The sequence below is a fragment of the Phenylobacterium sp. genome (genome assembly GCF_025934275.1).
In the GTDB taxonomy this organism is placed as follows: domain Bacteria; phylum Pseudomonadota; class Alphaproteobacteria; order Caulobacterales; family Caulobacteraceae; genus Phenylobacterium.
Genome location: NZ_JAICYI010000011.1, coordinates 1 through 18,209, shown reverse-complemented (window position 1 = coordinate 18,209; position 18,209 = coordinate 1). Strand labels below are relative to the sequence as shown.

The following is an 18,209-nucleotide window of genomic DNA, read 5'->3' as shown; positions in this document are numbered from 1 at the left end:
CTCTATGTCTCACCGGCGGGCGCCGGGATCAATGCAGGCGCGCGCCCCACAAGAGCCTCGGCGCGGCGCGTGGCGGCCGAGAGGCGCGCCGACCAGTCCTGCACCAGACGGTCCATTTCGCGCTCGTCCGCATCGGACGGCACGAACAAGGGGCCGTCCCAGACCACGGCGCCCCTCGCGAGCGGCGCGGCCCACATGATCCTGTCCCAGGTGTCCATTTGCAGGGCGGGACGGGCGGCGATGCCCATCAGGAACACCGGCTGTCCCGAGCGGCGGGCGATCTGCAGCGCGCCGGGCGCGATCACCTCGTTCGGTCCGCGCGGCCCGTCCGGAGTGACCACCAGGGCGCCGCCGTCGGAGACCCAGGCCACCGCCTCGCGGATCGCCGCCACCGCCTGCCGCGCCTTGGCCGCGTCGCCCTTCTTGGCCGAGGAGATGCGGATCGACGGAAAGCCCGACATGGCCAGCGCCTTGGCGATGAACTCGCCGTCCGCGGAAGGGCTGACGAAGGCGCGCGTGCGCTTGCGCCACCATTGCGGCGCCGTGGCCAGGCACAGGGGAATGCGGCCGTGCCAGAAGAGCGCGATCGCGCCGGAAGCGCCGGCGAGCACCGGCTCGACGCAGGCCAGGTTCTCGTGCCGCCAGCGGACGGACTTCAGGATCAGGCGCAGATAGGTCCCGAGCGCCCAGCCGAGCGCGGCCTGGACGCCGTCGCTGCGCAGCAGGTTCTTCAAGCCGCGGTCTCCGCCTCCAGGTCCTGGCTCCTGGCCAGGCGCGCATAGAGGCCGCGCTTTCGCATCAGGGCGGCATGATCGCCGGTCTCCACCACCCGGCCCTTGTCGATCACATAGATGCGGTCCGCCCCGCGCACCGTGGAGAGACGATGGGCGATCAGGATCGTGGTGCGCCCGGCCATCAGCCGCTTCAGGGCCGACTGCACCTGGGCCTCGCTCTCGGTGTCCAACGCGCTGGTCGCCTCGTCCAGCAACAGGATCGGCGCGTCCTTCAGGAAGGCGCGGGCGATGGCGATCCGCTGCCGCTGGCCGCCGGACAGCCGGGCGCCGGCCTCGCCGACCACGGTCTCGTAGCCGTTCGGCAGGGCGAGGATGAACTCATGCGCGGCCGCGGCCGCGGCCGCCCGCTCGATCTCCGCATCGCTCGCGTGGCCCCGCGCATAGGCGATGTTGGCGCGGATGGTTTCGTCGAACAGGAACGGCTCCTGGGTGACGAGGGCGATCTGGTCGCGCAGCGAGGCGAGGGTCACCTCCCGCAGATCCCGCCCGTCGATCGCGACGCGGCCTCGCGTGGGGTCGTAGAAGCGCGGGATCAGGTTGAGGATCGTCGTCTTGCCGCCGCCCGAGGGACCGACCAGGGCGATGGTCTCGCCGGCGGCGATCTCGAGGTCGATGTCGTTCAAGGCCGGCGGTCCGTCGCCGCCGTACCTGAAGCCCACGTGCTCGAAGCGAATGACGCCGCTGCTCCGAGGCATCGCCACGGCGCCCGGCGCCTCGCGCACCTCGGGCTCGACGTCGAGGGCGGCGAACAGCCGCCGCGCCGCCGACAGGCCCTCGGCGAAGACGCCCTGCAGGTTGGCCAGCTGGCGCAGCGACTGGGCGGCCATCAGGAAGGCGGCGATGAAGGCGGTGAAGCCGCCGGGCGTCACGCCGCCGCGATAGGCGGCGTAGGCGATCAGGCCGGCCAAGACCAGGCTGGTGGTGAGCTCGGTCACCGGGGCGGCCCAGGCGCGGGCGTTGGCGCCCTTCACAAGGTGGCGCTCGCGCCGCCGGATCACGTCACCGACCCGCTGCTCCTCGAAGCCCTCGCGGTTCTCGATCTTCACCACCCGAATGCCGTCGAGGCTCTCCATGATCGCCGTGGAGAGCGCCGAAGTCTCGGACATCGCGCCCTTGGCCGCCTTGGTGGTCCGCCGCGCGAAGCTCCGCATGACCGTGCTTGCCGCCGGCGCGCCGGCCAGCGCCACCAGGGCCAGCGTCCAGTCGATGTGGAACATCACCCACAGGCCGCCCAGCACCATCAGGGCGTTCTGGGTGTAGTTGACGACGCCGGAGGTCGCCGCCTCACGCGTCAGGCCGGCGTCGTAGAGGACCGACGAAACGAAGGTTCCGGAGTGCTGGGCGCGCAGCCGGGCGAGGTCGGCGCGGACCAGCCGGCCGAACAGCTGCCGCTGCACGTCCGCCACGACGCCGTTGCCGATCCGGTTGACCAGCGAGGCCTGGACGACCTGCACCACGGTCCTGAGCAGCGCCAGGGCGGCGATGGTCAGCGGGATGGTGACGACGGCATGCGGCTTGTGGCGGCCGAGCAGGTCGTCGACGGCCGGGCGCAGGATCTGCACCAGCCGGGCGCTGAGCGCCGCGCTCGCGACGGCGGCCAACAGGGCGACAGTCCAGCCCTTCCAGCGCGGCGCCATGTAGATGCGCGCGATGCGCGCCGCGAGCGTGCGCGCGGAAAGCTCGGGCTGAACGCTCTCGCTCATGGGCTTGGGGTCGACCGATGCGGGGGCGAAGTCAAGCACGCCGCCTGTCGCGCGGTCGGCGCCCGGCTGCGGTGCCGCCGTCCCTATCGCGGCGGCGCGGCGGCCGCTAGTTAGGGCGCATGACCGCCGAGCCTTCGCCGGATTTCGACCTCGCCGGGCCGCTCGGGCGCGCGCGGACGTACGCCGACTATCTGTGGAACGACCACGCCTACCTCAGGCTCGGGTTCTCCAACGCTCATTGGGTCTCGGACGAGCTCGTCCGAACCAACCAGCCCTGGCCGCACCAGCTGGAAGGCTGGAAGGCGAAGGGGATCCGCACGGTGATCAACCTGCGCGGCGACTTCCACCGGAGCTTCTACGCCCTGGAGCGCGACGCCTGTCGCCAGCTGGACCTGGAGTTGGTCAACTTCCCCGTGGGCTCGCGCGAGGTCCCGAGCCGGCAGCGCGTGCTGGGCGCAAAGCGCTTGTTCCAAACGGTCCAATATCCGGCGCTGATGCACTGCAAGTCGGGCGCGGACCGGGCCGGGATGATGAGCGTGCTCTACCTTCACTTCCGGAAAGGCGAGACCATCCGCGAGGCGATGGATCAGCTTCACCTGCGCTATCTGCATGTGCGCCACGGCAAGACGGGCGTGCTGGACTACACCTTCGAGCGCTATCTCGCCGAGGGCGAGCCGGCCGGGATGTCATTCCTGGAGTGGGTCAGGAGCCCGGCGTACGACCCAGCCGGGCTCAGGGCCGACTTCAAGACGCGGACATGGGGCTCATGGCTCACCGAGCGCCTGCTCAACCGTGAATGAGGTCCTAAGTGCGATATCCGACAGACTCGCGGTCCGCGTACGTGTCAGTGTAGGTCGTACGGAGGACGGGGCCCTGACGACCGCAATCAAGGATGACGTGCTGACGCTGCTCGGGGTCCGCGCCGACGGCGTCGCCTCTATCGTGGACCTGGTGGCCGATGGCCGGGCCCACGCGCGGCGGCGCGCGCGCGCGCTGCTGCGCGAGCACGCCTCCTGCGAGGCGGTGGAGATCTGGCGCGGCGGCGCCCTCCTCGAGAAGGTGGTGCGCCAGCCCGCGTGACCCGATCTAATGGCGGTGGTCTTCGTCCGAATTCGGATCGAGCAGCCGGTGCGCGTGGATGATGAAGTAGCGCATCAGGGCGTTGTCGACGGTCTCCTGAGCCTTGGCCCGCCAGGCCCGCAGCGCCTCGTCGTAATTCGGATAAGCGCCGACCAGGTCGACCCGCGACAGGTCGCGGAACTCCGGCGGCCCCTGAAGCGACTTCAACTCTCCCCCGATCACCAGGTGCAGGAGCTGCTTGTCCGGCATGGGCGGCCTTCCCGGTTGCGTGCGGCGGCCTAGCGGATAGGCCCCCCAGCGCCGGCGATCAACGGCCGGCGATGGCCAATGCATCCACCAGGATCGAGGGCGCGTTGGTCGCCCCGCGGATCTCGAGGTCCGCGCCGGGGATCAGCCGGGCGTAGATGTCGATCAGGTTGCCGGCCACGGTGATCTCGGTCACCGGATAGGCGATCTCGCCGGACTCGAACCAGAAGCCCGAGCAGCCGACCGACCAGTCGCCGGTGTTGCCGTTGAGCGAGGGCCCGAACATCGACGTGACCAGCAGTCCTTCTCCGGCGTCGGCCATCAGGCCCGCCTGATCGCGATCGCCCGGCTGCAGCGTCAGGTTGCTCGGCCCGACGCCCGGCGGGCCGGCGAGGCCGCGCGAGGCGTGGCCGGTGCTGGTCAGGCCCAGCTGCCGCGCCGAGGCGCTGTTCAGCAGCCAGGTGGTGAGCACGCCCTCGTCGACGATCGCGCGCGGCTGGTTGGCCACCCCTTCGTCGTCGAAGGGGGCGGAGCCCAGGCCGCGGCGGCGATGCGGATCGTCGGTGATGGTGACGTGCTCGCCGAACACCCGGCCGCCGAGACGGTCCTTCAGAAACGAGGTTCCGCGCGCGACGGCGGGGCCGGCGATGGCGCCCACCAGGGGCGAGATCAGCGCCGCTGCGATTCGGTTCTCGAAGATCACCGGCGCGGTGGTCGAGGCGATCTTGCGCGCGCCGAGCCGGGAGGCGGCGCGGCGGCCGGCCTCGGCGCCGATCGCCGCCGGCTCCGGCAGGTCCGCACGCCAGCGCACCGAGCGGCCCTCGTAGCCGGTCTCCATGCCGTTCTCGTCGCCGGCGATGGCGCTGGCGCCCAGCGAGAAGCCGGACGCTCGGTGTTCGCCGGAGAAGCCGCCGCTGGTGATCATCCGCCAGCGCGAGGTCGACCAGCTGGCCGCGGCGCCATCGGAGTTGGTCACCTTCGGCGTCGCGCGGGCCGCGTCCTCGGCGATGCGGGCGCGCTCCTCGAGCGACTCCGGCGAGGGCTCGCTGGAATCGTAGAGGTCGAGATCGGGGAGCGGCTCCCTGGCAATGAGGTCCGGATCGGCGAGGCCGGCGTAGGGGTCCTCCGGAGCGAGCTTCGCCATCGCGACGGCGCGCTCCACGAGCTTGGCGCGAGCTTCGGCGCTGACGTCGGAGCCGGAGACGCTGGCCTGCCGGCGACCGACAAAGACCCGCAAGCCCAGGTCGCGGCTCTCCTCGCGCTCCACCTCCTCCAGCTCGCCAAGGCGCACCGTGATCGACAAAGAGCGACGCTCGGCGCCGACCGCTTCGGCGGCGTCGGCCCCGGCGCTCAGCGCGGCCGCCAGGAGGTCTTGCAACAGGGTCTCGTCCATGCCGGCCATATGGCCGCCGCCGCGCCGGCGGGCAAGCCGCTTGACGGATGGCGTCGATCATCGGGGGCGGAGCGACGAACCTAGCCGATCGGGCGGCCCTCGCCCGGCAACCCGAGCCTCGCCCACTTCTCGGTGACGGCCGCGACGATGGCCTGGTCCATGGCCAGAAGCCGGCCCCATTCGCGCTTGGTCTCCGGCGGCCATTTGTTGGTCGCGTCGAGGCCGATCTTGGAGCCCAGTCCGCTCTCCGGGCTGGCGAAGTCGAGGTAATCGATGGGGGTGCTCTCGACGATGGTCACGTCGCGGGCGGGATCCATCCGCGTGGCGATCGCCCACATGACGTCCTTCCAGCTCCGGGCGTCGATGTCGTCGTCCACGACGATCACCCACTTGGTGTACATGAACTGCCGCAGGTAGCTCCAGACGCCCATCATCACCCGCTTGGCGTGACCGGCGTAGGCCTTCTTCATCGAGACCACGGCGATGCGGTAGCTGCAGCCTTCCGGCGGCAGCCAGAAATCGACGATCTCCGGGAACTGCTGCTGCAACAGCGGGATGAAGACCTCATTCAGCGCCTCGCCCAGGACCGAGGGCTCGTCCGGCGGCCGGCCGGTGAAGGTCGTCAGGTAGATCGGGTCGCGCCGCATGGTGATGGCGGAGACCTGGAACACCGGGAAGCGCTCGACGGAGTTGTAGTACCCGGTGTGGTCGCCGAACGGGCCTTCGTCGGCGTACTCGTCCAGCAGCACATGGCCCTCGATCACGATCTCCGCGTTGGCCGGGACCATCAGCGGCACCGTCTTGGCCGCGACCAGCTCCACCTTCGAGCCGCGCAGGAGGCCCGCGAACTGGTACTCCGAGAGCGTGTCCGGCACCGGCGTCACGGCCGCGAGGATGGTTCCGGGATCGGCCCCGATGACGGCGCAGGCCGGCAGGGGCTCCGGGCGGCCGGCGTCCTTCCAGCGGCGGTGGTGCTGGGCGCCGCCGCGATGCGCGAGCCAGCGCATGATCGTCCGGTCGGGCCCGATCACCTGCATCCGATAGATGCCGAGGTTGTAGTCGTCCTCGCGCGAGGCGGACGGCCCCTTGGTCACCACCAGCGGCCAGGTGATCAAGGGCGCGGGTTCGCCCGGCCAGCACGTCTGGATCGGCAGCTTGGAAAGGTCGATGGCCTCGCCCTTCAGCACCACCTGCTGCACCGGCGCGCGCTTCATCACCTGCGGCCGCATGGCCATCACGGTCTGGGCGAGCGGCAGCATGCCGAGCGCCTCCTTGAGGCCACGCGGCGGCTCGGGCGCACGCAGGACAGCCAGGAGTTCGCCGACCTCGCGCAGGTCGGCGGCGGTGGCCCGTTCGCGACCGCCGAGCGTCACCCCCATGGCGACTCGCCTGACTGTCCCAAACAGGTTGGCGAGCGCCGGGATTTCGGAGACCTCGCCGTCGGCCCGGATCGGCTCCTCGAACAGCACCGCCGGGCCGCCGTTCGCCAGCAGGCGGTGCTGGATCTCGGTGATCTCGAGCACCGTCGAGACCGGCTCGGCGACGCGGACCAGCTCGCCCGCCGCCTCCAGCCTCGCCATGAACTCCCTGAGCGACCGATATGCCAAGCGCCCCTCCGATGCGGTGGGCGAACCTAGAGCGGGGAGCCCACCCGGTCTAGGATCGCGCCCATGACGCGCATCGACCTCGACGACCTGCCGCCGAAGGTGGCGAGCCTGCTGACGGGGCTCGCCGACGGCGACGAGGTGCTCCTCGTCCAGCACGGCGCGGTGGTCGGCCGCCTGGTGGCGGGCGAGCTCGCGGCTTCGCCCGGGCCCGAGCCGGAGCCGGACGCCGATCCCGAAGCCCGCGCCCAGGAAATCTTCGAACTGTTCCGCTCCTCGGTGGAGGACGAGTTCTAGACCGAGCGCGCGTCGGCCGCGTCGCGCTCTTTCACCCACTTCTTGGGCGCGACTTTGCGCCAGCGCCGGTCCAGGAAGTTGCGGAACGAGCCGGGATGCAGGCTCGCCATGCGGGCCAGCACGCTCGGATAGTCTTTGTAGTGGGAGGTGAAGTGGAAGGTCTCGGGTTCGGCCTCGATCAGCATCTCGCGCTCGTCGAAGGAGACCTCCAGGAGGACCAGGCTGTCGTCCTCGCGCCGGAGCCGGGTGAAGAACTTGCCGTTCACCTTGTACGACGGCCGGCCATAACTCATGCCCTTCTCGGCGCCGGGGAAGGCCATCACGATCGCTTCCATCTCCTCGAGGGTCATGGCGGGGCCTCCTTGGATCCGCCGCCCAGGTTCGCGCGAAGTCGCCCGCTGTCAAAGCCTAGCGCTTGCGGCGCGCCGCGGCGCGGCTCGCCGGCGCGGCCGTCCGCATCGGCTCCGCCGCCTCAGTCAGCGCCAGCGCCCGCATCGCGTCGTCGATCGGGATGAAGAAGTTCAATCCCATCTGGTGGCTGCCGGGCAGGATGCCGGCCACCGTGATCGCCACGACCGATCCGCGCTCGTCGATCAGAGGCCCGCCCGAGTTGCCGTGGTTGCCCGGCGTCGCTCTGGATGAAGCGCAGCCCGTTCTCGACGCGCTCGGCGGAGACGATGCCCTTGGTCATGGTGTTCTGCAGAGAGTCGTCGAGCGGCGTGCCGATGGCGAACACCGTCTCACCCTGCGGCAGCGGCCCTGGACGCAGGCTCAAGGGCGCGCGGCCCTGCGCATCTGTCTTGATCAGGGCTACGTCGCGTCGCGTATCGGCGCGGACCACCTCGCCAACGGCCTCCGCGCCGTCCGACCAGGGGGATCAGGTCGCGGGCCGGAAACTCCACATAGTCGACTTTGCCGTCCTCGCGCATGGTGTCGCTCCGTGTGTTCTTGGATTGTTCTAACCTGACGAGGCGGAATTGAAAAGAGGCGCGGAAGCGGCCGGAGGCCCGCGGGCCGAAGCGCGGAGATGACGCGGCGCCTCGGGCTCCCTATCTTGGCGCCATGAACGCGCACGCCCCTGCACCCTCGATCCTGCAATCCGTCGGCGTCGAGCCGGACCGCGCCCGGGAGATCCTCTCCGACGCCCTGGCCGGAGCCGACGACGGGGAGTTGTTCGTCGAGCGCTCTGAGAGCGAAAGCTTCCTGTTCGACGACGGCCGGCTGAAGTCGGCAGCCTACGACGCCACCGAGGGGTTCGGGCTGCGGGTCGTCGCCGGGGAGACGGCGGGCTACGCCCACGCCAGCGAAATCACCGAGGACGCGATCCGCCGGGCGGCCGGCAGCGCCAAGCTGGCCAAGCGCGGCTATTCAGGGTCGGCGGCGGATGCGCCGCGGCCGACGAACGCCAAGCTCTACGGCGAGGACGATCCGCTCGCCTCGCCGGCGTTCAGCGACAAGGTGGCGCTGTTGCAGGAGATCGACGCCTGGGCCCGCGCCCGCGACCCGCGTGTGGTGCAGGTGATGGCCTCGCTGGCCGGCGAACGGCGGATCGTGGAGATCGTGCGCGCCGACGGCCGAGTGATCCGCGATGTGCGCCCGCTCTGCCGGATCAACGTGCAGGTGACCGTGGAGAAGGATGGGCGCCGCGAGAACGGCTACACCGGCGCCGGCGGCCGCGCCGGCTTTGAGACCTGGATCACCGAGGACAAGTGGCGCGCGCACGTCGATGAGGCGCTGCGCCAGGCGCTGGTCAACCTCGACGCCGTACCGTGCCCCGCGGGCGAAATGGACGTGGTGCTGGGGCCGGGCTGGAACGGCGTGCTGCTGCACGAGGCGGTGGGCCACGGCCTGGAAGGCGACTTCAACCGCAAAGGCACCTCGGCGTTCTCCGGCCGCATCGGCGAGCGGGTGGCCGCACCGGGCGTAACCGTCTTCGATGACGGCACGATCGCCGGCCGACGCGGCTCGCTCACCGTCGACGACGAGGGCACGCCCACCGAGCGGACCATCCTCATCGAGGACGGCGTGCTGAAGGGCTACATGCACGATCGGATGAGCGCGCGGCTGATGGGGCTCGCCCCCACCGGCAATGCGCGCCGGCAGTCCTACGGCCACATGCCGATGCCGAGGATGACCAACACCGCCATGTTGGCGGGCGAGACGCCGCGCGAGGAGATGATCCGCTCGACCAAGCGCGGACTTTATTGCGCGAATTTCGGCGGCGGTCAGGTGGACATCACGAACGGCAAATTCGTGTTCCAGTGCACCGAGGCCTACCTTATCGAGGACGGCAAGATCACCACGCCGGTGAAGGGCGCGACACTGATCGGCGACGGCCCGTCGGCGCTGACCCGGGTGACGATGATCGGCGACGACTTCGACTTCGACCCGGGGATCGGCGTCTGCGGCAAGTCCGGCCAGAGCGTCCCGGTCGGCGTGGGTCAGCCGTCGCTGAAGATCACGGGGCTGACGGTCGGCGGAACGGGCGTCTAGGGCCGGCCGCACCAGCTGCGGAAGGGATGTGCGCGCCGCCAGGATATCGGCGGCAATCTTTCCCGAATTTAATCCACCTTACGGGCATTTAATTGGCCCGAAGCGCGCGAGGCGGCGCATCTCCGGTCCAGGAGAGACCCGCGTCGATGAGCTTCCTGCTTGCCCTCGCCCAGGCGGCGGCGCCCGCCGCCGCGCCCGCGACTACACCGCAGCAGGGGCTGACCTCCTATCCCGCGGCCTATTTCGCGGGGGCGACGACCGGCACGGCGCTCGACATGGTGAACCGCCTCCCGGACTTCGTGCTCGATACCGGCTCCAGCGTCCGCGGCTTCGAGGGCGCGGCCGGCAACGTGCTGGTCAATGGCGAGCGACCCGCCTCGAAGAGCGACGCGCTCGACGCCATCCTGCAGCGCATCCCGGCCGCCAAGGTCGAGCGGATTGACGTGGTCCGCGGCGGCGCGCCCGGCATCGACATGCAGGGCAAGACCGTCATCGCCAACTTGGTCTTGAAGAGGGGCGGCGGCGCCCACGCCATCCTGGCGCTCGCCAATCAGCACGTGAACGACGGCCGCAACCTCGGGGGCGTCCGCCTCGAGGGCTCCGGCGCGCTGACGCACCGCCGCACCTGGGAGGCGAGCCTACACGTCGGCAAGGGCCCTGATGACGGAGTCGGCCCCGGCCACAACGAGATCCGCTTTGCCGACGGACGCCCGCCGTTCGTCGCGCGCATCAACACGGCGGGCACGGACCTCCAGGGTCAGTTCACCGCCGCGGTGGAGACGCCGCTCATGGGCGGCAGGCTCAGGCTCAACACCTACTTCAACCAGGAGAAGTTCAAGGAGCCGGAGCAGGATCTCATCACCTCGCCCGGGTCGGACCTGCAGTCCTTCGACTTCATTCAGAAGACCTACGACGCCGAGGGCGGCGCCCGTTACAGCCGCAGTTTCGGGCCGAACACGACGGTGGAGCTGATGGCGCTGCGCACCTCGCGGCACCGGAAGACCGACTCCAGCTCGGCCGACGCCGATCCGTCGGTGGCCGGCAGCGACGCCTCGGACGATTTCTTCAACCTGCGCAGCTCCAGCGAGCTCATCCTGCGCGCCGTGCTGAAGCAGCGTTTCGGTGCGACATTGTCCCTCGAGGCGGGCTCGGAGAACGCCGACAACAAGCTCGAAAGCCATACCTCATTCGCAGTGGACGGGGCGCCGCAGTCGCTGCCGGCCGCCAACGTGCGGGTGGAGGAAAAACGCACCGAGTCCTTCGTCAAGCTCGCTTGGCGGCCGATCTCGGCGATCACTGTCGACGCCGATCTCGCCTACGAAAGCTCCGACCTCTCGTCCCGCGGCGACGTGGTGCTGGGCAAGAGCCTGCAGTTTGCCAAACCCCGGCTGGCGGTCACCTGGAACGCAACCCGCGGGACCCAGCTTCGGCTGCGGCTGGAGCGGGTGGTGGGGCAGCTCAACTTCGACGATTTCGTGGCGTCCTCCAGCTTGGCGAGCAGCATCGGAGTCACGGCCGGCAACCCGAACCTCAATCCTGAGCAGGACTGGGTGGGGGAGGCGGCTATCGAACAGCAATTGTGGCGCGGCTCGAGCCTGATCCTGACCGTGCGCCACTTCAAGATCACCGACGCGGTCGACCGCGGCCCCGTGTTCGCCGCCGACGGCTCGGTCTTCGATCAGCCGACCAATATCGGCTCAGGCACGAAGGACGAGGTCGAGGCCACCGGGACCCTGCGGTTCGACAGCTTCGGCTGGAAGGGCGCGCTGCTGAAGTTCGACGTCGTCGAGCGCTGGTCGCACGTCACCGACCCGACCACCCACCAGCTCCGGGCGATCTCCAATCTGCATCCGCTGGATTGGAGCGTGAACTTCAACCAGGACCTGCCCAGGTACAACGCGAGCGTCGGCTTCGACCTGTTCGGCGGCTTCCAGCAACGGTCCTACCGCTTCAACCTCATCGAGAATTTCAAGCTTCAGACCTTCGCGCACCCGTTCGCGGAGTGGCGGCCCAGGCCCGATCTCAGCCTCAGGGCCGAGCTGCCGCTGATCAACCACCCGCATGTGCGGCTGCGCGACGAGTTCCTGGTCTTCCCCGGGCCGCGGTCGCGGGGCGGCACGCCCGACGTGCAGGAGCGGACCTTCACCTTCCCCTACAGCTGGTATTTCCGCATCCGCAAGGAAATCGGCTAGACGCGGCGGTCGGCGCGGGCGGCCTGGGGGTTCACCGCCTGCCGCTCCCCGTCGAGCGTCGGCGCGGTCGGCTCCGGCTGCTGCGGGCGGGTGTCGCTGGCGCCGTGCGCCAAGTGCTTGAGGAACGGCGCGAGGACCACGAACAGCACGCCCGCGCCGAGGCCCCACGCACCGATCATGCTGAACACATGGACGTAGGTGGCGAGCGCCTTGCCGGGATCGAGCACCTGGCCGGCGATGGAGTCGGCGGCCGTGAGCTGGGCGATCTTGGCGGCCAGCCACTGGGCGCCGGAGGTGCCGAGAAACCACGTCGCCATCAGGGTGGAAATCAGCATCGGCGGGGCGAGCTTGGTCATCTGCGACAGCCCGACCGGCGACAGGCAGAGCTCGCCGGTGGTCTGGGCGAGGTAGGCCAGCGCCAGCATCAACAGCGGGATCTTGTAGCCGGGCCCGACGAACGCCGCCGCGGCGCCGACGATCACGAAGTAGCTGGCTCCCACGAGCAGCAGCCCAAGCGCGAACTTGAACACGGGATTCGGGTCGCGCCCGCGGCGCCCGAGCCAGGCCCAAAGCGCCGAGAACACCGGCGCGAAGATCAGAATCCAGCTCGCCTGGAACGATTGCGTCTGGGCCGGCGTCATCGATTGTCCCGCCCAGAGCCGCAGGTCGACGTTGCGCTCGGCGAACTGGTTGAGCGAAGAGCCGCCTTGCTCGTAAAGCGCCCAGAAGACCACCGAGCCGAGGATCAGGACGATGGCCAGCATCAGCCGCTCGCGCTCGGCCTTGCCGCATTTGGCCGCCATGTACCAGCCGAGATAGGCGAGCGTCGCGATGGTTCCCAGGCCAAGCAGCCAACCGACGATCGCGTAGCTCTGCACGACGACGAAGATCAGGCCCACGCCGACCAGGCCGAGCAGATAGATGCTCCATTCGCCGTTCAGCGGACCCAGCACCGGCTTGCGCAGCGCGGCAGGGTCGGGCGGCTCGCCCTTGCCTTCGAGCAGGGGCTTGCCGAGGACGAAGACGATCCAGCCCACGAGCATACCGACCCCGGCGGCGCCGAAGCCCGCCCACCAGCCGATCGTCTGGCCGAGCCAGCCGCAGGCGATGGCGGCCCAGAACGAGCCCAGGTTGATGCCGAAGTAGTAGAGGGTGAAGCCCGGGTCGCGCCGCGGATCGCCTTGCGGATAGAGCTGGCCCACGATCGAGGAGATGTTGGCCTTCAGGAAGCCGACCCCCATGATGATCAGGGCGAGCGCCAGGTAGACGACGTTCTTGAACATCGGGTTCGGGTCTTCGACCGACAGCTGGTAGTCGCCCTTGACCAGATGGGGCGGCAGCGGCGCGCCGGCGGGCAGGCCCTTGATGTCGAGGCCGCCGTCCGAAGCCGGGCCGTAAGCGTAGGGCTTCCCGGCCACGAGCAGATGCACCTGCCGGCTGTCGGCCCGCCCGGTGACCTGAAATTCGTAGCGCGCGCCGTGGTAGGTCATCACCTGCACGGCAGGCTTGCCTTCGAACGCCATGGTGGTGTGGCCGAGCACCAGCAGCAGGGCGCCGAACGCCACCGCCTTGCGCGCTCCGAGGAAGCGATCGGCCAGGAAGCCGCCGACCAGCGGCATCAGGTAGACCAGCGAGGTGTAGGCGCCGTACTGGCCGTTGGCCACCGTGTCGTCGAACAGGAAGTGCTGGGTCAGGAAGAAGATCAGCAGGCCGCGCATGCCGTAGTAGGAGAAGCGCTCCCACATCTCGGCGAAGAACAGGATGGTCAGCCCGCGGGGGTGGTGGCGCAGCTGGATGAGCACGGGGATGGCGGTCGCCAGGCTGACCACGACCCCGGCTACGAAGACGATGTCCATGAAGCGTCCTGAGTTAGGCGCCGCGACGCCTCGGAGGGGTCTTTTTCGCGCGCGCTTCGGCGATTTCGTGGGAGAAGATCATGCGAGGCGCCGAGGCACAAGCAAGGGCCTGCCCCGGCGGAGCCCGCCTTGCGGCCCGCGCGTTTGAGAAGGCGACAGGAGGACCCCGCATGCTGAAGCCCGGCCCCGATCATCCGATCACGCTCGAGCCCGCCCGGAGCCGCTGGCGGGCGTTCTTCGCCGGTCACGTCATCGCCGACAGCGACGACGCCCTGATCCTTAGCGAAGCCGGCCATGACCCGGTCGTCTATTTCCCGCGCGAGGACGTGGGCATGGAATACATGTCGCGTCAGGACAAGGTCACCCACTGCCCCTACAAGGGCGACGCCAGCTACTACACGATCCTGATGGACGGGGAGTTCGCCGAGAACGCGGTGTGGTCTTACGAGGCTCCCTACGAGGCTATGGAGCCGATCACCGGCCGGCTGGCCTTCGACCGCGCCAAGGGGGTCGAGGTTTATCCGGTGGACGATGCGGCGGTGAACCCGCATCACCGCAGCGAGCCTGCGAGCGTGGACGAGGTGGTCCGGCACACCGACTCCGGCGACGGCCGCAGCCAGGCCGAACGCTGGGAACCCGACGCCGGCACGCCCGGCCAGGAGGAGGGCGGAGTTCGCTAAGGCGTCGGCGCTCGTCTCGGCGCCGCCGCGTCAGTTTTCGCCTTCGCAGGCGAGCTTGGCCGTCCTAGGCTTCCACCTATGGGTGGGAAAGCGATCCTCTTCGCGTCGGTTCTCGCGGCGCTCGCCACGCAAGGCGCAGCCGCCCTGGCCGCGCCAAGGTGCGACATCGGCAAGGTGGCCGAGTTCCCGGTCACCATGGTCGGGCTGAGGGCCCATGTGACTGTGAAGGTGGACGGCCAGGACACCACCTTCATGGTCGACAGCGGAGCCTTCTACAGCTTCATGAACCGCGAGGCCGTGAAGCGGCTCAAACTGGATAGCCATCCCGCGCCCATCGGCTACTACGTCAAGGGAACCGGCGGCACCGACGCCCGGGTCGACATCGCTCTGGTCGACAAGCTCGGCCTCGGCGAGGGTCTCGACATTCCACGGGTTCCCTTCCTTGTCCTGCCCTCGATCGGCTCCCCGACCGCCGGCGTCCTCGGTCAGAACGTCATGTCGGCCATGGACACCGAATACGATCTTGGCAACGGGGTGATCCGGTTGATGCATCCGTCGCCCGATTGCCAGCACGCGATTCCCGCCTACTGGGCGGGCTCGCAGACGGTGAGCGAGGTGGACCTGGAGCCGATCAGGCCGGAGACGCCGCACCTCCGCGGCGAAGCCAAGATCAACGGTCAGACGATCCGCGTCACCTTCGACACCGGCTCGCCGGTCTCCTATCTCAAGCGCGCCACCGCCGAACGGCTGGGATTCCGCGCCGACGGTCCGGGCGTCCAGGCCTCGGGCATCTCAGGTGGAATCGGCGGCCGCGTCTTCGAAAGCTGGATCGCGCCATTTGACAGCCTCGATATCGGCGGCGAGCAGATCAAGCACACGCGCCTGCGCGTCGCCGCCCTGAGCCTCGACGGCGAGGACATGCTGCTCGGCGCGGACTTCTTCCTGTCGCACCGCATCTATGTCTCCAAGCAGCAGCACAAGATTTTCTTCACCTACAACGGCGGTCCCGTGTTCCAGTTGGGCCGTCCGTCGACCGTCGCGAGCGCCGGCGCGCCAGCCGGAGCGCCCGGCGCGACCCTGCCCGCGCCCACCGAGCAGTATGCCGATACGCCCAGCGACGCCGCCGGCTTCGCCCGACGCGGCCAGGCCTCGATGTCGCGCCGCGACTTCGCGGCTGCGGTCGCTGACTTCACCAAAGCGAGCGAACTGGATCCGAAGAATCCCGAGTATTTCCGCCATCGCGCCGAGGCTCATATCGGCGAGCGGCGCCCCGTGCTGGCCATGGCCGACCTCGATGAGGTGCTGAAGCTCAAGCCCGACGACATGAACGCGCTCATCGAGCGCGGCAATCTTTATCTCGCCTCGGGCGACGAGCATCGGGCGAGCAGCGACTTCGAGACCGTGATCCGGGCCGATCCCGACCGCGAGCTTGCGGTCGCCGGGCTCTATTCGGCGAGCAGCCGCTTCGAGCCGGCCGTCGTCCACTACGACACCTGGATCGCGGCGCATCCGAAGAGCGAGCGCATGGTCGACGCGCTCAACGGCCGCTGCTGGGCGCGCTCGCTGTGGGGACATGAGCTCGACAAGGCCCTGGCCGATTGCGAAGCCGCGGTGCGTCGCGGCCCGCACATAGCGGCGCTGTTCGACAGCCGCGGGCTGGCGCATCTGCGCCGCGGTGAGCTCGATCTGGCGATCGCCGACTATGACGAGGCGCTGAAGCTGCAGCCGAAGCTCGCCTGGTCCCTCTACGGGCGCGGGCTGGCCAGGATCGGCAAGGGCCTCAAGGCCGAGGGCGAGGCCGATCTGCAGGCCGCGACGCAGATCGCCCCGAATCTGCCGGCCACGGCCAAGCGCCACGGCATCGACACCCGCGCCGGCGGCGGCTAGTAGGCGAAAGCCTCGAAGACCTTGCTGACGTCGCCAGCCCAGGGGCCGCTGTAGAGCTCAAGAAGGCGCTCGGCGGGCGTGACGCCGGTCTCGGCGATGGTGTCGAGCTCGGCCAGGTAGCCGCTCTCGTCGACGAGGCCGCCCGACAGTCGGTTGCGCCGCTTCAGGCCTTCGCGGGCGATGGCCAGCATGTCCTGGGCTACGTCCTGGACGGTGCGGCCCGCCACCTCGGCTTTCAACCCGATGCGCGCCACGTCCTCGCGCAGCCGCTCGTGGTCGGCGATCTCCCAGCCCTTGCAGAGATCCCAGGCCGCCGATAGCGCAGCGGCGTCGTAGAGCACGCCGGTCCAGAGCGCCGGCAGGGCGCAGAGCCGGCTCCAGGGTCCGGAGTCGGCGCCGCGCATCTCCAGGTACTGCTTCAGCCGCACCTCCGGGAACAGCGTCGTGGTGTGGTCGGCCCAGTCCTTCAGGGTCGGTTTCTCGCCGGGCAGCTCCGGCAGCTCGCCCTTCATGAAGGCGCGGAACGAGCGGCCGGCCACGTCGATGTAGCGGCCGTCGCGCTTGACGAAATACATCGGCACGTCGAGGGCGTAGTTGGCGTAGGTCTCGAAGCCGAAGCCGTCGGCGAACACGAAATCCAGCATCCCGGTGCGGTCGGGATCGGTGTCCGTCCAGACCACCGCGCGCGTGGACACCAGCCCGGTGGGCCGGCCCTCCCGGAACGGCGAGTTGGCGAACAGCGCGGTGGCGATCGGCTGCAGCGCCAGCGAGGTGCGGAACTTGGCCACCATGTCGGCTTCCGAGCCGAAGTCGAGGTTGGCCTGCACCGTGCAGGTGCGGAACATCATGTCGAGGCCCTGGCCGCCGACTTTGGGCATGTAGCCGCGCATGATCTTGTAACGGCCCTTGGGCATGACCGGGACCTGCTCGCGCGTCCAGATCGGGGTGTAGCCGAGGCCGAGGAAACCCAAGCCCAGCTCGTCGGCGACGACCTTCACCTCCTGCAGATGGCCGCCGGTCTCCTCGCAGATGTCGTGGATGGTCTCCAAGGGGGCGCCGGAGAGCTCGAACTGGCCGCCTGGCTCGAGGCTCACGCTGGCGGCGCCGCGCTCCAGGGCGATGACGTTGTCCCCCTCGTAGACCGGCGCCCAGCCGTAGCGCCCGAGGCCTTCCAGCAACGCCTTGATGCCCTGCGGCTCATAGGGGACGGGGGCGTGCGAGCCCAGGCGGAAGACGAACTTCTCGTGCTCGGCGCCGACGCGCCAGTCGGCCTTCGGCTTGGCCCCCGCCTCGAACCAGCTGACCAGGTCCGCAAACACCAGCGGACGATCGTCGCAGGCGACCTCGGCCATCCATCACCTCCCCAGCCCAACCCGCGAGGTCCGGCCGAAATCCTTACGCTGCCAAGATAGGTGGGCGCAAATCGGAGAAGCTCAAGAGCGCCAGTCGCCGAGCGCCGCCTGCCAGAGCGCGAGCGCCGCGATGGCGGCCGTGTCGGCGCGCAGGATGCGCGGGCCCAGGCTCGCAGCGATCGTGAACGGCTGCGCGCGGAGGAGCTCGCGCTCCTTCGGCGAGAAGCCGCCTTCCGGACCTATGAGAATAGCCCAAGGGCCCGGCGGCAGGTCGCGGAGCGCCGCAAGGATCGGTTGGGCGTCGCCGGCTTCGTCGCAGAACAGCAGGCGGCGGCGCTCGGCGGGCCAGTCGGCGATCAGGCGGTCGAGCTTCACGGGGGCTGCGATCTCCGGCACGTCCAGCCGTCCGGTCTGCTCGGCGGCTTCCGCGGCGATGGCGGCGAGGCGCTCGATGCGGGTGTGGTCGGCGTTGGTGCGTTCGGTGATGACCAGGCGCACGCGCGCGGCGCCCAGCTCGGCCGCCTTCTCGACGATGGTCTCCAGCCGGGCGCGCTTGACCAGCGCCACGATCAGCACGAGGTCGGGCCCGAACGCCTGCGGCCGCGCCGGATCGATCACCTGCAGCACGACCT

16 protein-coding genes and 2 pseudogenes are annotated in these 18,209 nt (G+C 69.7%); 7 read left to right on the top strand and 11 right to left on the bottom strand.

Translation table 11 applies throughout. The annotated features are described in order from the left end of the window. Positions 1 to 2 precede the first annotated feature (2 nt). Together Q0W60_RS04515 and Q0W60_RS04510 are read right to left on the bottom strand one after the other, a co-directional pair. Positions 3 to 734 carry a lysophospholipid acyltransferase family protein gene (locus Q0W60_RS04515; protein WP_297692984.1) on the bottom strand — a complete coding sequence of 244 codons (732 nt, stop codon included), beginning with the start codon at positions 732 to 734 and terminating at the stop codon, positions 3 to 5. Beyond that, on the bottom strand, positions 731 to 2,497 hold the full coding sequence (locus Q0W60_RS04510; RefSeq protein WP_297692982.1) for an ABC transporter ATP-binding protein: 1,767 nt from the start codon (positions 2,495 to 2,497) through the stop codon (positions 731 to 733). The genes Q0W60_RS04515 and Q0W60_RS04510 overlap by 4 nt, the downstream gene beginning before the upstream one ends. Before the next feature lie 119 nt (positions 2,498 to 2,616). Here Q0W60_RS04510 and Q0W60_RS04505 point away from each other — a divergent pair, with 119 nt between their 5' ends. Further along, the gene (locus tag Q0W60_RS04505; protein ID WP_297692980.1) at positions 2,617 to 3,297 is read left to right on the top strand and encodes a protein tyrosine phosphatase; all 681 of its coding nucleotides are present in this window, start codon (positions 2,617 to 2,619) and stop codon (positions 3,295 to 3,297) included. Positions 3,298 to 3,394: 97 nt separating this feature from the next. Beyond that, positions 3,395 to 3,577 (top strand): hypothetical protein, encoded by a 183-nt coding sequence (locus Q0W60_RS04500; RefSeq protein WP_297692978.1) that lies wholly within the window; start codon positions 3,395 to 3,397, stop codon positions 3,575 to 3,577. A 6-nt stretch (positions 3,578 to 3,583) separates the two neighbouring features. On the opposite strand, the gene Q0W60_RS04495 is transcribed toward Q0W60_RS04500, so the two are convergent. From Q0W60_RS04495 to Q0W60_RS04485, 3 genes are all read right to left on the bottom strand, one after another. Beyond that, positions 3,584 to 3,826, bottom strand: coding sequence for a DUF4170 domain-containing protein (locus Q0W60_RS04495; protein ID WP_297692976.1), 243 nt, complete (start codon positions 3,824 to 3,826; stop codon positions 3,584 to 3,586). Positions 3,827 to 3,884: 58 nt separating this feature from the next. Then, the gene (locus Q0W60_RS04490; RefSeq protein ID WP_297692974.1) at positions 3,885 to 5,216 is read right to left on the bottom strand and encodes a TldD/PmbA family protein; all 1,332 of its coding nucleotides are present in this window, start codon (positions 5,214 to 5,216) and stop codon (positions 3,885 to 3,887) included. 80 nt (positions 5,217 to 5,296) lie between these two features. After that, positions 5,297 to 6,823 (bottom strand): UbiD family decarboxylase, encoded by a 1,527-nt coding sequence (locus Q0W60_RS04485; RefSeq protein ID WP_297692972.1) that lies wholly within the window; start codon positions 6,821 to 6,823, stop codon positions 5,297 to 5,299. Positions 6,824 to 6,886: 63 nt separating this feature from the next. Here Q0W60_RS04485 and Q0W60_RS04480 point away from each other — a divergent pair, with 63 nt between their 5' ends. After that, the gene (locus Q0W60_RS04480) at positions 6,887 to 7,117 is read left to right on the top strand and encodes a hypothetical protein (protein WP_297692970.1); all 231 of its coding nucleotides are present in this window, start codon (positions 6,887 to 6,889) and stop codon (positions 7,115 to 7,117) included. Here the strand turns inward: Q0W60_RS04480 and Q0W60_RS04475 are convergent. The 3 genes and pseudogenes from Q0W60_RS04475 to Q0W60_RS17380 all read right to left on the bottom strand — a co-directional run. Next, positions 7,114 to 7,467, bottom strand: a complete 354-nt coding sequence (locus Q0W60_RS04475) for an MmcQ/YjbR family DNA-binding protein (protein WP_297692968.1) — start codon at positions 7,465 to 7,467, stop codon at positions 7,114 to 7,116. The two genes, Q0W60_RS04480 and Q0W60_RS04475, sit on opposite strands and share 4 nt — an antisense overlap. Before the next feature lie 58 nt (positions 7,468 to 7,525). Beyond that, a pseudogene (locus tag Q0W60_RS04470) lies at positions 7,526 to 7,762 on the bottom strand (S1C family serine protease); the annotation flags it as partial. Then, a pseudogene (locus Q0W60_RS17380) lies at positions 7,755 to 7,970 on the bottom strand (trypsin-like peptidase domain-containing protein); the annotation flags it as partial. The pseudogenes Q0W60_RS17380 and Q0W60_RS04470, both read right to left, overlap by 8 nt. 209 nt (positions 7,971 to 8,179) lie before the next feature. Between Q0W60_RS17380 and tldD the strand changes: the two are divergent. Then, positions 8,180 to 9,610: a metalloprotease TldD gene (gene tldD, locus Q0W60_RS04465; protein ID WP_297692964.1), complete on the top strand. Its 1,431-nt coding sequence runs from the start codon at positions 8,180 to 8,182 to the stop codon at positions 9,608 to 9,610. A 146-nt stretch (positions 9,611 to 9,756) separates the two neighbouring features. Beyond that, a complete protein-coding gene (locus tag Q0W60_RS04460) occupies positions 9,757 to 11,802 on the top strand; it encodes a TonB-dependent receptor plug domain-containing protein (RefSeq protein WP_297692962.1) in 2,046 nt (681 codons plus the stop codon). Here the strand turns inward: Q0W60_RS04460 and Q0W60_RS04455 are convergent. Continuing rightward, positions 11,799 to 13,658, bottom strand: coding sequence for a peptide MFS transporter (locus Q0W60_RS04455; RefSeq protein WP_297692961.1), 1,860 nt, complete (start codon positions 13,656 to 13,658; stop codon positions 11,799 to 11,801). The genes Q0W60_RS04460 and Q0W60_RS04455 overlap by 4 nt on opposite strands. 170 nt (positions 13,659 to 13,828) lie before the next feature. Here Q0W60_RS04455 and Q0W60_RS04450 point away from each other — a divergent pair, with 170 nt between their 5' ends. Together Q0W60_RS04450 and Q0W60_RS04445 are read left to right on the top strand one after the other, a co-directional pair. Then, positions 13,829 to 14,338 (top strand): DUF427 domain-containing protein, encoded by a 510-nt coding sequence (locus Q0W60_RS04450; RefSeq protein WP_297692960.1) that lies wholly within the window; start codon positions 13,829 to 13,831, stop codon positions 14,336 to 14,338. 78 nt (positions 14,339 to 14,416) lie between these two features. Beyond that, positions 14,417 to 16,225: an aspartyl protease family protein gene (locus tag Q0W60_RS04445; RefSeq protein ID WP_297692959.1), complete on the top strand. Its 1,809-nt coding sequence runs from the start codon at positions 14,417 to 14,419 to the stop codon at positions 16,223 to 16,225. Here the strand turns inward: Q0W60_RS04445 and Q0W60_RS04440 are convergent. Together Q0W60_RS04440 and Q0W60_RS04435 are read right to left on the bottom strand one after the other, a co-directional pair. After that, a complete protein-coding gene (locus Q0W60_RS04440) occupies positions 16,222 to 17,577 on the bottom strand; it encodes a glutamate--cysteine ligase (protein ID WP_297692958.1) in 1,356 nt (451 codons plus the stop codon). The genes Q0W60_RS04445 and Q0W60_RS04440 overlap by 4 nt on opposite strands. Before the next feature lie 81 nt (positions 17,578 to 17,658). Then, positions 17,659 to 18,209: 16S rRNA (uracil(1498)-N(3))-methyltransferase (locus tag Q0W60_RS04435; protein WP_297692957.1), on the bottom strand; the 551-nt coding region annotated here is incomplete at its 5' end.

What these genes read in the sequence shown, in the direction of transcription:
- Q0W60_RS04440 (WP_297692958.1), bottom strand. Translation starts at nt 17,577, where the DNA reads ATGGCCGAGGTCGCCTGCGACGATCGTCCGCTGGTGTTTGCGGACCTG.
- Q0W60_RS04505 (WP_297692980.1), top strand. Translation starts at nt 2,617, where the DNA reads ATGACCGCCGAGCCTTCGCCGGATTTCGACCTCGCCGGGCCGCTCGGG.
- Q0W60_RS04445 (WP_297692959.1), top strand. Translation starts at nt 14,417, where the DNA reads ATGGGTGGGAAAGCGATCCTCTTCGCGTCGGTTCTCGCGGCGCTCGCC.
- Q0W60_RS04495 (WP_297692976.1), bottom strand. Translation starts at nt 3,826, where the DNA reads ATGCCGGACAAGCAGCTCCTGCACCTGGTGATCGGGGGAGAGTTGAAG.
- Q0W60_RS04480 (WP_297692970.1), top strand. Translation starts at nt 6,887, where the DNA reads ATGACGCGCATCGACCTCGACGACCTGCCGCCGAAGGTGGCGAGCCTG.
- Q0W60_RS04510 (WP_297692982.1), bottom strand. Translation starts at nt 2,497, where the DNA reads ATGAGCGAGAGCGTTCAGCCCGAGCTTTCCGCGCGCACGCTCGCGGCG.
- Q0W60_RS04455 (WP_297692961.1), bottom strand. Translation starts at nt 13,658, where the DNA reads ATGGACATCGTCTTCGTAGCCGGGGTCGTGGTCAGCCTGGCGACCGCC.
- Q0W60_RS04460 (WP_297692962.1), top strand. Translation starts at nt 9,757, where the DNA reads ATGAGCTTCCTGCTTGCCCTCGCCCAGGCGGCGGCGCCCGCCGCCGCG.
- Q0W60_RS04490 (WP_297692974.1), bottom strand. Translation starts at nt 5,216, where the DNA reads ATGGACGAGACCCTGTTGCAAGACCTCCTGGCGGCCGCGCTGAGCGCC.
- Q0W60_RS04450 (WP_297692960.1), top strand. Translation starts at nt 13,829, where the DNA reads ATGCTGAAGCCCGGCCCCGATCATCCGATCACGCTCGAGCCCGCCCGG.
- tldD (WP_297692964.1), top strand. Translation starts at nt 8,180, where the DNA reads ATGAACGCGCACGCCCCTGCACCCTCGATCCTGCAATCCGTCGGCGTC.
- Q0W60_RS04475 (WP_297692968.1), bottom strand. Translation starts at nt 7,467, where the DNA reads ATGACCCTCGAGGAGATGGAAGCGATCGTGATGGCCTTCCCCGGCGCC.